Consider the following 13,282-nt stretch of genomic DNA (forward strand, 5'->3'; position numbering starts at 1 on the left):
CCATGCAATCCCCTCCTGTTGTTCCGGTTTCCAAACCTCTCAATTTCTGGCTGTGCCTGGGCATCCCCGCCGGTGCTGCGCTGCTGATGCTATTGCTGCAGCTGACATCGCTGGACATGGACCTCGCCAAGCAGTTCTACAGCGCTGCGGATGGCGGCTTCATCGGGCGTTACAGCTTCTTCCTCGAAGACATCCTGCATGACCGCGCCAAACAGTTGGTCATCCTGTTCTCGGTGCTGGCCATTCTGGGGTTTGCCGGTACCTTTATCCTCCAGCGCCTCAAGCCGTACCGCCGCGAACTGGGCTGCCTGGTGTTGTCCCTGGGGCTGGCCACGGCGTTCGTCTCGCCATTGAAAACCGTCACCGCCGTGCAATGCCCGTGGAGCCTCAAGGAGTTCGGTGGCCAGGAAACCTACAGCGAACTGCTGAGCCCTCGCCCGCCCACCGATAAACCTGGGCGCTGCTGGCCCGGCGGGCATGCGGCAACCGGGTTCGCCCTGTTCGCCTGGTTCTTTGCGCTACGGGATCGCCGGCCGCGGATGGCACGCAAGGCGTTCATCTTTGCCGTGGCGCTGGGCAGCGTGTTTTCCGTGAGCCGCATGGCACAGGGCGCGCACTTCTTTTCCCACAACGTGTGGACGGCGATTTTCTGTTGGCTGATCTGCCTGGGGCTGTACTGCCTGATGCTCTATCGGCCATCGAAGGTCAGGGTGTCAGAAGTGCGTGCATTGAATACGTAGACCGGCCAACCACTTCAGTTACCTCCCTCCCTTATTACGCACCCGCATAAAAAAACCCCGCCTGCATCGCTGCAGGCGGGGTTTTTCAGTCGCCGGGTAAGGCTGGCTTACATCATGCCGCCCATGCCACCCATGCCGCCCATGTCTGGCATACCGCCGCCAGCCGAGCCTTCTTTCTTCGGTGCTTCAGCAACAGCTGCTTCGGTGGTCAGGATCAGACCGCCGATGGAGGAAGCTGCTTGCAGCGCCGAACGAGTCACCTTGGTAGGGTCCAGGATGCCCATTTCGATCATGTCGCCGTATTCGCTGGTTGCCGCGTTGTAACCGAAGTTACCTTTACCGTTCTTCACAGCGTTAACCACAACGCTTGGCTCGTCGCCGCTGTTGGCAGCGATCTGACGCAGCGGTGCTTCAACGGCGCGACGCAGTACAGCGATACCCACGTCCTGATCGGCGTTGTCGCCTTTCAGGTCCAGGATGGCTTCCAGGGCGCGGATCAGTGCAACACCACCGCCAGGTACCACGCCTTCTTCAACGGCTGCGCGGGTTGCGTGCAGGGCGTCTTCAACGCGGGCTTTCTTCTCTTTCATTTCAACTTCGGAGCCAGCGCCAACCTTGATCACTGCAACGCCGCCGGACAGCTTGGCCAGACGCTCTTGCAGTTTTTCACGGTCGTAGTCCGAGGAAGTTTCGGCAACCTGGGCACGGATCTGAGTGATGCGCGCCTGGATGTCGGCGTCTACGCCAGCACCGTCGACGATGATGGTGTTTTCCTTGGAAATGGTCACGCGCTTGGCGCTGCCCAGGTTTTCCAGGGTGGCGCTTTCCAGGCTCAGGCCGATCTCTTCGGAGATAACGGTACCGCCGGTCAGAACGGCGATGTCCTGCAGCATGGCCTTGCGACGGTCGCCGAAGCCTGGAGCCTTGACGGCTGCAACCTTGACGATGCCACGCATGTTGTTCACAACCAGAGTCGCCAGGGCTTCGCCTTCAACGTCTTCGGAAACGATCAGCAGTGGGCGGCCGGCCTTGGCAACGGCTTCCAGCACCGGCAGCATTTCGCGGATGTTGGAGATTTTTTTGTCGACCAGCAGGATCAGCGGGCTTTCCAGCTCGGCAACCATGGTTTCTGGCTTGTTGACGAAGTACGGGGACAGGTAGCCACGGTCGAACTGCATGCCTTCTACAACCGACAGTTCGTTTTCCAGGCCAGTGCCTTCTTCAACGGTGATCACGCCTTCTTTACCGACTTTTTCCATGGCTTCGGCAATGATGTCGCCGATGGAGTTGTCGGAGTTGGCGGAGATGGTACCCACCTGAGCGATAGCCTTGGTGTCAGCGCATGGCTTGGACAGGTTTTTCAGCTCTTTGACGATGGCGATGGTCGCCTTGTCGATGCCGCGTTTCAGGTCCATCGGGTTCATGCCGGCAGCGACGGCTTTCAGGCCTTCGTTGACAATCGACTGAGCCAGAACGGTAGCGGTGGTGGTGCCGTCGCCTGCGTCATCGTTGGCACGGGAGGCAACGTCTTTGACCAGCTGCGCGCCCATGTTCTCGAAACGGTCTTCCAGTTCGATTTCTTTGGCGACGGAAACGCCGTCCTTGGTGATGGTCGGAGCGCCGAAGCTCTTCTCGATGATCACGTTACGGCCTTTAGGGCCCAGGGTCGCTTTTACTGCGTCAGCCAGGACGTTGACACCGGTGAGCATTTTCTTGCGGGCGGAATCGCCGAATTTAACTTCTTTAGCAGCCATTATCGATATTCCTTAAATACTTTGTAGTAACGGGAAAATGAGCGGGGAAATCAGCCTTCCAGAACGGCGAGAATCTCGTTCTCAGCCATGACCAGCAGGTCTTCGCCGTCGACTTTCACAGTGTTGCTGCCGGAGTAAGGACCGAATACAACCTTGTCACCGACTTTAACGGCCAGCGCACGTACTTCACCGTTTTCCAGAGTCTTGCCTGGGCCTGCAGCGACGATCACACCGTGGTTGGCTTTTTCAGCAGCCGAACCTGGCAGAACGATACCGCCAGCGGTTTTCTTTTCTTCTTCGCTGCGACGGATAACGACGCGGTCGTGCAGAGGACGAAGCTTGCTCATTGTCGATCTCTCCTAATTGTGTTTTTCATCGGCCGGTGTCAGTACCGGCAGGTTAAATCCGGCGGGGCCGGTCGCGGTTCGCTGGGCGAAACGCGGAAGTCTGTCTGGTGTCGCCACCAGAAACCTTGCGGTGACCGTTACATAAGGGCGCATCAGCTTATTACAAGGGGCCGGCGATGAATTTTTTTGCGTCTGCCAGCCCTTAAAAACAACACAGCCCCCGAAGGGGCCGCGCCAGTGAAGCGGTTATTTGCTGTCGCGATGCTCGAACTCACCTTCGATCACATCACCTTCTCGCCCCAACGGCTGGCGCGGAGCCGGGCCGCCACGGGGTTGCAGGTCGTCGGCGAACGCCCGTTGGCGAATCGCAGCCTCTTCGGCGCGCTGGCGCATCTTGCCCGCCAGCAGCTTGCGCGTGAACGGCAGCAACATGACCAGGCCGAGCACATCGCTGATGAAGCCTGGCAGGATCAACAGGCCACCGGCCAGGGCCATCATCAGCCCTTCGAGCATGGTTTGTGCAGGCAATTCGCCGCGATTCAGGCTTTCACGGGCACGCAGCGCCGTGGCCAGACCGGCGACGCGCAGCACCAGAACGCCGAGCATCGAGCCGAGAATGATCAGCAGCAGTGCCGGGAAAAACCCGATCGCACCACTGACTTTTACGAATACGAACAGCTCCAACACCGGGAACAGCAGAAAGAGCAATAAAAAAGGGCGCATCAAATGGTTTCCTCAACGCAAGATTGCCTTGCCAGTCCACCTTAGATGACGTCGCCATTTCGTGAATTCAAGCTTCAGCGACGCTTTTTTTCGGCCAGACCTCAGCATGAGCCAAGGAAACCAGGGCCTCGCGCACTTGTGTCGGCGTGTTGCAAGACTCGGCGAACGGCAACCAGTGCAGCGCATGCCCTATGCGCAGGTGCATGCCTTCGCTGTCGATCCCGGCCAGTTGCGCCGGCTCGTGGGTGGGCAAACCGGCCAACCCGACGTAATGGGCGATGGCCTTGGAGTGGTCGGCGTTCATGTGCTCGACCATGCTGCGCTCGGCCGGGCCGGCGAACGGGTTGGCCAGGGTCAACCGGTCAAGCCAGTGAATCGCGCCAAAGCCGCCGATATAGCGGTGACGTACCGGCTTGAGTACCCAGAAGTCAAAGTCGTGGGCCTGGTGATAATTGGCCGATTCGGGGAAGTAGCGGTAGTAGCGTTCGGCGGCCGCTTCAATCGCGGCGGCGTCGTGCAATTGCTCGGCTTCGGCCAGGTAGGTCAGGCGCCCCACTGCCTGCACGTCATCCGCTTCACGCTCGCCGACCAGCAGCGAGCACTTGGGGTCTTTCTGCAGGTTATGGGTGTGTTGGGCAATTCGGCTGATCAGGATCAACGGCCGGCCTTGCTCGTCCAGGCAATACGGCACGACCGAACCGAAGGGAAAGCCAGGCATGGCTTTGGACAATGTGGAGAGGGCTCCACGGTATTCCTTGAGCAGCAGCTCTCGGGCGTTCTTGGCAACGTGCGCGCTCAACGTATGACTCCTCGGGAATTCAGTCGCCCATAGCGTATGGGAATGGATCTCAAGCCAAGGTAATCAATATCCGCGCAGGTTGCCAGCGGGCACGAAGCGGATTACCAGGCCACGCCAAACCCTGCGGTGTAGCGGGTCTTGCTCAAGCTGCTTTCCGAGTCGCCGCTGATCACGTCACGCTCGGCCTTGAGATTGAGCGACGCCCACTCGGTGACCTTGTAGCGCAGGCCCATTTCCGCATCGAGGGCATACTCGGCCGGCCCGCCGATAGGCTTGCCCAACTCGCCGGAGGTGAAGAATTCAACTGTCTTGCCGATCAGGTAGCGGTTGTAGTCCCACTTCATGGCCAGGGAATAGAAGTTGTCCTTGCCGCCATCGGAATATTCGTAATCGGTGCGGTTGACCAACGAACCCAGGGAGAACGCGCCGAGCTCATCGTCCCAGAATTGGTAGCCCGGGCCGGTGCCGACAGTGCGTTGGCGGGACAGGTCTTCGACCCTGTCGCGCTTGTAGGTCAAGCGGCCCTGCCAGAACCAGTGCTCGGTGATGAAGCGGTCGAGGTCGTATTCCAGGGACCAGTTGTCGGTGGTGGTGACGTCGTCCTGGAACTCGCGGTTGTACTCGCCCTGCCCGGTGTGGCGCCATTGGCCGTGGCGGGCGGAGGTTTTGAAGTCGATGTCGTAGTCGTTGGTGTCTTTCTCGGCGCGCCTGTAGTCCAGCGCCATGTCGACATTGCCTTTCCACACCAGGTCTTCGATCACCGGCTTGGGCTTGATGATCTGCTGGATGCTGGCCAGTTCCACGGTCTTGGGCGCCTCGCCATTGGCCAGCACCACTTTGCCATCAGCCGCAGCCTGCAAGGATTTGGCTTTCTCACCGGTGTAGGCATCCTGCTTGACCAACAACTCCTGATCGCTCTCCAGGGTTTTCACCTGTTTCCAATCCACCGGGATAGCCCCCGCATAGTCGGTCTGGATCAGCAGCTTGCCACCGTCGAAGAGCTTGATCTTGCCGGACAGGCGGTCACCGTTCTTTAACCAGACGGTGTCGGCGAGCAAGGGGGTGGAGGCGCTGAAAACAGCAAGGCACAGCAGGGTTCTGGACAACATAAGCAGATAAGGGGCTCAGGATTGGCGAAATAGGGGCGTTATCGTGTTAGATAGCTAGGACTGACTCAATGAATTGTGTTGAGTTCAGTTCTCATCTGCATATTTACAGACGTTTCTTACAAGAAACCGACGATCTGAACGGATATATCCACCGTGAAGCAACCCGCCGAAGCCCCGCAAAGCCCTGCCGAGATGCGCCGCACCGCGCTGTACCTGACGCTGGCGCAAATCCCCGAAGGTTGCGTGGTGAGTTACGGCGAACTGGCCCACCTCGCCGGGCTGGGGCGCGCGGCGCGTTGGGTCGGGCGCACCCTGAGCCAACTGCCCGACGATACCCGCTTGCCCTGGCACCGCGTGCTGGGTGCCGGCGGTCGGATAAGCCTGCCGGCGGGCAGCGCCTCAGGCGACGAACAACGTGCGCGTTTACGCAACGAAGGTGTCGCTATCCTGAACAATCGCGTGGATATTCAGCGTCATGGCTGGCGCCCGGTAGAGCACAGCGGTTAGAGTGCGCGCTTTGTTTCCGTGAATCTGAGGCAGACTCCAGCCCATGCCCCGTAAAACCTGGCGCGCCGCGCTCGCCGCCTATGCCAGCCCCTCGACGTTAGTGCTGTTGTTGCTCGGCTTTGCCGCCGGCTTGCCTTACATGTTGGTGTTCTCGACGCTTTCGGTATGGTTGCGTGAGGCCGGTGTGGCCCGCGAGACCATCGGCTATGCGAGCCTGATCGGTTTGGCGTATGCCTTCAAATGGGTGTGGTCGCCATTGCTCGACCAATGGCGCCTGCCGCTGCTGGGCAAACTCGGACGTCGTCGCTCCTGGCTGGTACTCGCCCAATCGCTGGTGATCCTCGGATTGATCGGCATGGGCTTCTGCGACCCGCAGAAACACTTGTCCTGGCTGATCGCTATTGCGGTGATCGTCGCCTTCGCTTCGGCTACCCAGGATATTGCAGTCGATGCCTATCGCCTGGAAATCGCCGATGACAGCCGCCAGGCTGCCCTGGCCGCCAGCTATATGTCCGGTTACCGCATCGCCGCCCTGCTCGCCACGGCCGGCGCGCTGTTTTTTGCCGAAGGTTTCGGCTCTACCGGTTTCAACTATAAACACTCGGCGTGGACCGGCACCTATGTGCTGTTCGGCGTGCTGATGATTCCGGCGCTGCTGACCACCCTGTTCATGCGCGAGCCCAATGTGCCACTGCGCACCCAGTTGCAGGCTGGACGCTACAGTTTCGTGCATCAGTTGGTGTCGGTGTTTGTGCTGATCGTGCTGTTGGTGTCGGTGCCGGCGACGTTCACCCAGTTGTACAACACCGATTTCGCCAGCGTGCTGTTCCACGGTGTCAGCCTGTGGGAACTGTTAATGGAAGACCGCGCCTTCCTGCGCGCCATCCTCTACATCACCCTGACAACATTGTGCCTGTCGGCCATGGGCCGCCGAGGCCTGGCGCCGGTGCTGACGCCGGTCAACGACTTCATCCTGCGCTATCGCTGGCAGGCGCTGCTGCTGCTTGGGCTGATCGCCACCTATCGCATGTCCGATACCGTGATGGGCGTGATGGCCAACGTGTTCTATATCGACCAGGGCTTTACCAAGGACCAGATTGCCGGGGTCAGCAAGATCTTCGGCCTGATCATGACCCTGGTCGGCGCCGGCATGGGTGGCCTGTTGATTGTGCGCTTCGGCATCCTTCCGATCCTGCTCATCGGCGGCATCGCCTCGGCCGGCACCAACCTGCTGTTCGTGATGCTCGCTGACATGGGCCCGGACCTGCAGATGCTGATCTTCACCATCTCCCTGGACAACTTCAGCTCAGGCCTTGCCACCTCGGCGTTTGTCGCCTACCTGTCGAGCCTGACCAACCTCAAGTTCTCCGCCACCCAATACGCGCTGCTGAGTTCGATCATGCTGTTGCTGCCGCGCCTGATCGGCGGGTATTCGGGGGTGATGGTGGAGAAGTTCGGTTATCACAACTTCTTCCTGATCACCTGCGTGCTGGGTGTGCCGACGTTGCTGCTGATTGCGCTGCATTGGTTCCAGGAAAGCCGACGGATTCGCTTGAATCCACCGGCAGAAGACTGACAGAGCCTCCCCTTGTAGCTGTAGCGAGCTTGCTCGCGAAGAAGTCACAGACACCGCGTTTATCCCGGTTTCCCGCGTCATCGTTGACGATCTTCGCGAGCAAGCTCGCTCCTACAAACAGCTCTGCGTCCTGATGCCTGTACGGCGGCAGTTTGCGCCCGTACAATCCCAAGTCACTTCAAGTCCAAGCAACCGACAACGGCCTACCATGCGTACCAGTCAATATTTGCTCGCCACACTGAAAGAAACGCCTTCCGACGCGGTTGTGATCAGCCATCAGCTGATGCTGCGCGCCGGTATGATCCGCAAGCTGGCTTCTGGCCTGTACACCTGGCTGCCCATGGGCCTGAAGGTGATGCGCAAGGTCGAAGCCATCGTTCGCGAAGAAATGAACGCTGCCGGTTCTCTGGAAGTGTTGATGCCGAGCACCCAACCGGCCGAGCTGTGGCAGGAATCCGGGCGCTGGGAAGAGTACGGCCCTGAATTGCTGCGCTTCAAGGACCGTCATGGCCGCGACTTCTGCGCTGGCCCGACCCATGAAGAAGTGATCACCGACCTGATGCGCAACGAGTTGAGCAGCTATAAACAGCTGCCCCTCAACCTGTATCAGATCCAGACCAAGTTCCGTGATGAGATCCGCCCACGCTTCGGCCTGATGCGCGGCCGCGAGTTCATCATGAAGGACGCGTATTCGTTCCACGCCGACCAGGCGTCCTTGCAGGTCACCTATGACCGCATGCACACCGCCTACTGCAACGTGTTCACGCGCCTGGGCCTGAAATTCCGCCCGGTTGAAGCGGACAACGGCTCCATCGGCGGCGCCGGCTCCCACGAGTTCCACGTACTGGCCGAGTCCGGCGAAGACGATATCGTGTTCAGCAACGGTTCCGACTACGCGGCGAACATCGAGAAAGCCGAAGCCGTGCCACGGGAAACCGCCCGTCCAGCCCCGGCTGAAGAACTGCGCCTGGTGGACACCCCGGACACCAAGACCATCGCGGCCCTGGTGGAAAAATTCAATCTGCCGATTGAAAAGACCATCAAGACCCTGATCGTTCACGCCGAGGAAGCCGGCAAGCTGATCGCCCTGGTGATCCGTGGCGACCACGAGCTCAACGAAATCAAGGCCGCCCAGCAACCGGGCGTGGCCAGCCCGCTGGTCATGGCCTCCGATGCCGAACTGCGCGACGCCATTGGCGCCGGTGCCGGCTCCTTGGGCCCACTGAACCTGCCGCTGCCGATCATCATCGACCGCTCGGTCGAGCTGATGAGCGACTTCGGTATCGGCGCGAACATCGACGACAAGCACTACTTCGGCGTGAACTGGGAACGCGACTTGCCGGTGCCGACCGTAGCCGACCTGCGTAACGTGGTCGCCGGCGACCCGAGCCCGGATGGCAAGGGCACCCTGGAAATCAAGCGCGGCATTGAAGTCGGGCACATCTTCCAGCTGGGCAACAAGTACAGCAAGGCGATGAAGTGCGAAGTGCTGGGCGAAAACGGCAAGCCGATCACCCTCGAAATGGGTTGCTACGGCATTGGCGTATCGCGCGTGGTTGCCGCTGCCATCGAGCAGAACAACGACGAGAAAGGCATTATCTGGAGTGACGCCCTGGCGCCGTTCCAGGTGGCCCTGGTGCCGCTGCGCTATGAAACCGAGCAAGTCCGTGAAGCCACCGACAAACTGTATGCCGAACTGACGGCCGCCGGTTTCGAAGTGTTGCTGGACGACCGCGACAAGAAAACCAGCCCGGGCATCAAGTTCGCCGACATGGAGCTGATTGGCATCCCGCACCGGATCGTGGTCAGTGACCGTGGCCTGGCCGATGGCAATCTGGAATACAAAAGCCGGACCGAAGCCGAAGCCCAACCGTTGCCGGTGGCTGACGTGCTGTCTTTCCTTCAGGCGCGTATTCGTCGCTGAAAACCAGATCAAGAGAAGTCATGTTCAAGCGAAACACCAGAGCCCTGGGGGGCGCCGCCTTGTGCGGCGCCCTGCTGGTCAGCGGCTGCGCCAACCAGATGTCGCAACGCAGTGAGCACGAGGAGCGGGTCGAGCGTAAGTTGCTCGACCACAGCCTGCAGATCGATGTAGGCGAACCCAAAGTGCTGGAGCTGCCGCAACGTCGGGTTCGCATTCACGAGCAGAAGACCTTCGAGGTCACCGAATTCGAAGTCACCCGTCGTTACGACCGCTACACCCCCTACCAACCCTGGCGCAAACTCTATGAGATGCCGCTGGGCGCGGTCGCTTTGGTGGCCGGCGCGGGCGCCAACGTGGCGAATATCTTCGCCCTCGGCAACCTGCCGACCAGCATGACCCACGATTGGCTGAGCTACGGCATCGACGGCATCAACCCGTTCATGAACGTGCAATCCCACGGGCGTGCGCAACAGAACCTGGCGGGTATCGATGAAGTCCAGCGCGACAAGCGCGTGGAGTATTCGAGCCTGCCCTGGAGCGAACGCCCGGTGCAGGTCACCGCCGGCAGGCAAGTGTATGAAATGACCACCGACCGCAACGGCGTACTGCGCCTGAACCTGTTGGACAGCCCGTTTGCCGAGCAGGATCTGAACCGCATCAGCACCTTGAAGATCAGCGTGGAAGATGGCCAGGACGACGTACATTCGGACTCGACCCTGGCGGTGAGCCACACACTGCGCGGCAAGTTGCTCGAAGCCCACGGCCTGATCTACGACGACCTGGAAGACGACGAAGTCAGCCAGTGGGTCCACCGGGTCAAGCGCCTGTCGGAGCTGGGCCTGGAGGAAGAAGCCAGCGAACTGGAGCAGAGCCTGATCGAACTGACCCACAATGATCCGGAGTTGCAGCAGGAATTCCTGCAAGCGCTGACCAAGGACGCGGGGCGACTCGTCGCGGATCCTGGCGCACGCTGAGCCCTCGAAAACGCTGTAGATCTAAATGTGGGAGGGGGCTTGCCCCCTCCCACATTTGGTTTCCGGGTTCTACCAGGAGAGTTCGAGTTGTTCATTGCCACTGCTCAGGTCGAGCAACCGCACCCCAATCCCCAGCAACCGCACCGGCTTGCCACCGCGATTGAACGCCTGGGTCATCAGCTGTTGATAACTCTCCAGGTCCCGCCCTGCCCCCGCCTGCTCCAGGGTCGTCTGGGTAAAGTCATGAAACTTCACCTTCACGAACGGCTTCCCCGCGCGGTAACTGCTGTCGATGCGCGCGATGCGTCCAGCCAGGGTTTCCATCAGTTCAGGCAGTTTCGCCAGGCAACTTGAAAGATCTGGCAGGTCCACATCGTAGGTATTTTCCACACTGATCGATTGCCGACGACTGTCGTTCTGCACCTCGCGCTCATCTATCCCACGCGCCAGGCTCCACAGTCGCTCGCCAAAACTGCCGAATTCGCGCACCAGCGCCAGCTTGTTCCATTCGCGCAACTGCAGGCAGTCTTCGATCCCCAGGCGCGCCAGCTTGTCGGCGGTCACCTTGCCCACGCCATGCAGCTTTTTCACCGGCAATATCGACACAAAGTCTTCGACCTGGTCCGGGGTGATCACAAACAGGCCGTTGGGTTTCTTCCAATCACTGGCGATCTTGGCCAGAAACTTGTTGGGCGCCACACCGGCGGACACGGTGATATGCAATTGATTCGAGACCCGGCGGCGGATGTCCTGGGCAATACGCGTGGCGCTGCCGCCAAAATGCGGGCTGTCGGAGACGTCCAGGTAAGCCTCATCCAGGGAAAGCGGCTCGATCAGGTCGGTATAGTCGCGAAAGATGCCGTGGATTTCCTTCGACGCTTCCTTATAGGCATCCATGCGCGGCTTGACGATGGTCAGGTCGGGGCAGAGCTTCAAGGCATGGCGTGATGACATCGCCGAACGCACCCCATAGGCCCGCGCTTCGTAGTTGCAGGTTGCGATCACCCCGCGCCGATCCGCCGAGCCGCCGACGGCCAGCGGTTTTTGCGCCAGGCTCGGGTCATCGCGCATCTCGATGGCGGCGTAGAAGCAATCACAGTCGACGTGGATGATTTTGCGCTGCGTCATATATAAGAAGGGGAGCAATCCAACGGATGGGCAGTATCGCACTCACCCCTGTATATAGCACCAGTAGTTTGAATCTTCCGCTTGAGCGGTAGGAAAATTCTCAGATGAATTTATTTTCTCAATCGAATTTAACCTGCCAATAGAGCTGAAACCCTCGGCCAGACTGGCCCCGAAGGCTCAACCTGGCTGTGATGGAGAGCTAACCGATTGAAGCACAAGCGCTTTTCTTCGATTCATAGGTTGACACCCCTGCGTTGCGCTGTAGAATGCCGACACACAGACGCGGGATGGAGCAGTCTGGTAGCTCGTCGGGCTCATAACCCGAAGGTCGTCGGTTCAAATCCGGCTCCCGCAACCAGTTTTAAGTACACGTCAAACACCGCCACGACCTCACCGTCGCGGCGGTGTTTTCGTTTGTGCTGATTTTAATGACTGAGACTGAGGGCGATGGCCGCGCCCGGTTTCGGCTCGATTGCTTGATAAAAATCAACGTTATGTACAGCCCTTGGTTGGTAACGTTTACCCGGATGGGCAAGCATCGGAATTCACCTGCCGCCACGGATGAAATAACGCGCTCGCGTTTGCGTCTCGCGGCCTGACAGGTGCTGGTGTACGCCTCAATCGATCTTCACGCCTCCCCACTCAAGGATCGGATCATGACGGCCATCCCGAGTAACGATGCAAAGTGGTCTTGGCGGCGTGTCACAAGGATTGTTCTGATCCTTGTCATCGTCTTGGCAGCCGGCGCCGGTGGCGCCTGGTACTGGTGGCAAAGCCAGCAAGGCAAGTTGCCCGAGGGCATTGTCTCCGGGAACGGCCGCATCGAATCCGACCAAATCGACATCGCCGCGAAGCTGGCCGGACGCGTGCGCGAGGTGCTGGCCCGGGAAGGCGACCTCGTCGCCGAAGGCCAGGTGCTCGCCCGCCTCGATACCACGGAGTTGCAAGCGCAACGCGCCAAATATGCCGCCGACGTGGCTTCCGAGGAGGCCTCGATGCTCGAGGCAAAGGCGACTGTCGTGCAACGGCAGGCAGAACTGACCCTCAAGGAAGCAAAGCTGCGCCGCGCCCTCAAGCTGATCGTCACCGGGGCGATCAGTGAGGACAACCGCGATGAGGCGCAGGGCGAACGCGATTCTGCGCGCGCCGTTCTCGACGCCGCGCAGCGGACCGTGACCGCGCGCGAGCGTTCGGTGGTGGCCGCACAAGCCCTGGTTAATCAGACCGACGCCCAGATCGCCGACACCATTCTTGTGGCGCCCGTGCAGGGGCGTGTTCTGTATCGTCTCGTCAACCCCGGGGAAGTCGTTTCGGCGGGCGGAAAGGTGCTGACGATCATCGACCTGTCCGAAATCTACATGGAGATTTATCTCCCCTCCGAACAGGCCATGCGCGTAACGATCGGGTCGGCCGCGCGAATTGTGTTCGACGGTGCCGACTTCGCCGTGCCGGCCAAAGTGAGTTTCGTGTCGCCGGACGCGCAGTTCACGCCCAAGCAGGTCGAGACGCGCAGCGAACGCGACAAGCTTATGTTCCGGGTCAAGCTGCGCATCCCGCCGAGCCTCATCGCGCGCCACCTCAACCAAGTGAAAACGGGCACCCGCGGCATCGGTTATGTGCGCCTCGATCCGAACCCGCCCAATTGGCCGGACACCCTGCAAAAGCGCATTCAGGCTGATCCTGTCGACGCCGAGGATTGAT

The 13,282-nt window shown here is 60.1% G+C and carries 12 protein-coding genes and 1 tRNA gene; 7 read left to right on the forward strand and 6 right to left on the reverse strand.

Translation table 11 applies throughout. From position 1 onward, the window contains the following. Positions 1-2 precede the first annotated feature (2 nt). Positions 3-740 (forward strand): phosphatase PAP2 family protein, encoded by a 738-nt coding sequence (locus JN756_RS26040; RefSeq protein ID WP_057004557.1) that lies wholly within the window; start codon positions 3-5, stop codon positions 738-740. Positions 741-847: 107 nt separating this feature from the next. On the opposite strand, the gene groL is transcribed toward JN756_RS26040, so the two are convergent. From groL to JN756_RS26065, 5 genes are all read right to left on the reverse strand, one after another. After that, the gene (gene groL / locus JN756_RS26045) at positions 848-2,494 is read right to left on the reverse strand and encodes a chaperonin GroEL (RefSeq protein WP_057004558.1); all 1,647 of its coding nucleotides are present in this window, start codon (positions 2,492-2,494) and stop codon (positions 848-850) included. A 50-nt stretch (positions 2,495-2,544) separates the two neighbouring features. Next, positions 2,545-2,841 carry a co-chaperone GroES gene (locus tag JN756_RS26050; RefSeq protein ID WP_017846112.1) on the reverse strand — a complete coding sequence of 99 codons (297 nt, stop codon included), beginning with the start codon at positions 2,839-2,841 and terminating at the stop codon, positions 2,545-2,547. 246 nt (positions 2,842-3,087) lie between these two features. Next, the gene (locus JN756_RS26055) at positions 3,088-3,564 is read right to left on the reverse strand and encodes an FxsA family protein (protein ID WP_017846113.1); all 477 of its coding nucleotides are present in this window, start codon (positions 3,562-3,564) and stop codon (positions 3,088-3,090) included. 67 nt (positions 3,565-3,631) lie between these two features. Beyond that, complete coding sequence (locus tag JN756_RS26060; RefSeq protein WP_201021484.1) at positions 3,632-4,363, reverse strand: HugZ family pyridoxamine 5'-phosphate oxidase; 732 nt, start codon at positions 4,361-4,363, stop codon at positions 3,632-3,634. A gap of 101 nt (positions 4,364-4,464) precedes the next feature. Further along, positions 4,465-5,472, reverse strand: a complete 1,008-nt coding sequence (locus tag JN756_RS26065) for a DUF481 domain-containing protein (RefSeq protein ID WP_057004560.1) — start codon at positions 5,470-5,472, stop codon at positions 4,465-4,467. Positions 5,473-5,664: 192 nt separating this feature from the next. Between JN756_RS26065 and JN756_RS26070 the strand changes: the two genes are divergently transcribed. The 4 genes from JN756_RS26070 (at position 5,665) to JN756_RS26085 (ending at position 10,453) form a co-directional block, all read left to right on the forward strand. Continuing rightward, positions 5,665-5,979: an MGMT family protein gene (locus JN756_RS26070; RefSeq protein ID WP_186352037.1), complete on the forward strand. Its 315-nt coding sequence runs from the start codon at positions 5,665-5,667 to the stop codon at positions 5,977-5,979. Positions 5,980-6,022: 43 nt separating this feature from the next. Further along, the gene (locus tag JN756_RS26075) at positions 6,023-7,555 is read left to right on the forward strand and encodes an AmpG family muropeptide MFS transporter (RefSeq protein ID WP_057004561.1); all 1,533 of its coding nucleotides are present in this window, start codon (positions 6,023-6,025) and stop codon (positions 7,553-7,555) included. A gap of 208 nt (positions 7,556-7,763) precedes the next feature. Next, on the forward strand, positions 7,764-9,479 hold the full coding sequence (locus JN756_RS26080) for a proline--tRNA ligase (RefSeq protein ID WP_017846118.1): 1,716 nt from the start codon (positions 7,764-7,766) through the stop codon (positions 9,477-9,479). A 20-nt stretch (positions 9,480-9,499) separates the two neighbouring features. Further along, the gene (locus tag JN756_RS26085) at positions 9,500-10,453 is read left to right on the forward strand and encodes a hypothetical protein (RefSeq protein WP_057004562.1); all 954 of its coding nucleotides are present in this window, start codon (positions 9,500-9,502) and stop codon (positions 10,451-10,453) included. A gap of 69 nt (positions 10,454-10,522) precedes the next feature. Here the strand turns inward: JN756_RS26085 and dinB are convergent, their stop codons facing one another. Then, complete coding sequence (gene dinB / locus JN756_RS26090) at positions 10,523-11,581, reverse strand: DNA polymerase IV (RefSeq protein ID WP_046382209.1); 1,059 nt, start codon at positions 11,579-11,581, stop codon at positions 10,523-10,525. 281 nt (positions 11,582-11,862) lie between these two features. On the opposite strand from dinB, the gene JN756_RS26095 reads away from it, so the two are divergent. Then, positions 11,863-11,939, forward strand: a tRNA-Met gene (locus JN756_RS26095). 298 nt (positions 11,940-12,237) lie between these two features. After that, on the forward strand, positions 12,238-13,281 hold the full coding sequence (locus tag JN756_RS26100) for an HlyD family secretion protein (protein ID WP_057004563.1): 1,044 nt from the start codon (positions 12,238-12,240) through the stop codon (positions 13,279-13,281). The last annotated feature ends 1 nt before the right edge of the window (position 13,282 follow it).

The organism is Pseudomonas sp. Y39-6 (assembly GCF_023651955.1).
Lineage (GTDB): Bacteria > Pseudomonadota > Gammaproteobacteria > Pseudomonadales > Pseudomonadaceae > Aquipseudomonas > Aquipseudomonas veronii.

Bases quoted from the DNA above. Each gene is read 5' to 3' on its own strand.
- JN756_RS26040 (WP_057004557.1), top strand. From the start codon at position 3: ATGCAATCCCCTCCTGTTGTTCCGGTTTCCAAACCTCTCAATTTCTGG.
- JN756_RS26065 (WP_057004560.1), bottom strand. From the start codon at position 5,472: ATGTTGTCCAGAACCCTGCTGTGCCTTGCTGTTTTCAGCGCCTCCACC.
- JN756_RS26050 (WP_017846112.1), bottom strand. From the start codon at position 2,841: ATGAGCAAGCTTCGTCCTCTGCACGACCGCGTCGTTATCCGTCGCAGC.
- JN756_RS26080 (WP_017846118.1), top strand. From the start codon at position 7,764: ATGCGTACCAGTCAATATTTGCTCGCCACACTGAAAGAAACGCCTTCC.
- JN756_RS26070 (WP_186352037.1), top strand. From the start codon at position 5,665: ATGCGCCGCACCGCGCTGTACCTGACGCTGGCGCAAATCCCCGAAGGT.
- dinB (WP_046382209.1), bottom strand. From the start codon at position 11,581: ATGACGCAGCGCAAAATCATCCACGTCGACTGTGATTGCTTCTACGCC.
- JN756_RS26100 (WP_057004563.1), top strand. From the start codon at position 12,238: ATGACGGCCATCCCGAGTAACGATGCAAAGTGGTCTTGGCGGCGTGTC.
- groL (WP_057004558.1), bottom strand. From the start codon at position 2,494: ATGGCTGCTAAAGAAGTTAAATTCGGCGATTCCGCCCGCAAGAAAATG.
- JN756_RS26075 (WP_057004561.1), top strand. From the start codon at position 6,023: ATGCCCCGTAAAACCTGGCGCGCCGCGCTCGCCGCCTATGCCAGCCCC.
- JN756_RS26055 (WP_017846113.1), bottom strand. From the start codon at position 3,564: ATGCGCCCTTTTTTATTGCTCTTTCTGCTGTTCCCGGTGTTGGAGCTG.
- JN756_RS26085 (WP_057004562.1), top strand. From the start codon at position 9,500: ATGTTCAAGCGAAACACCAGAGCCCTGGGGGGCGCCGCCTTGTGCGGC.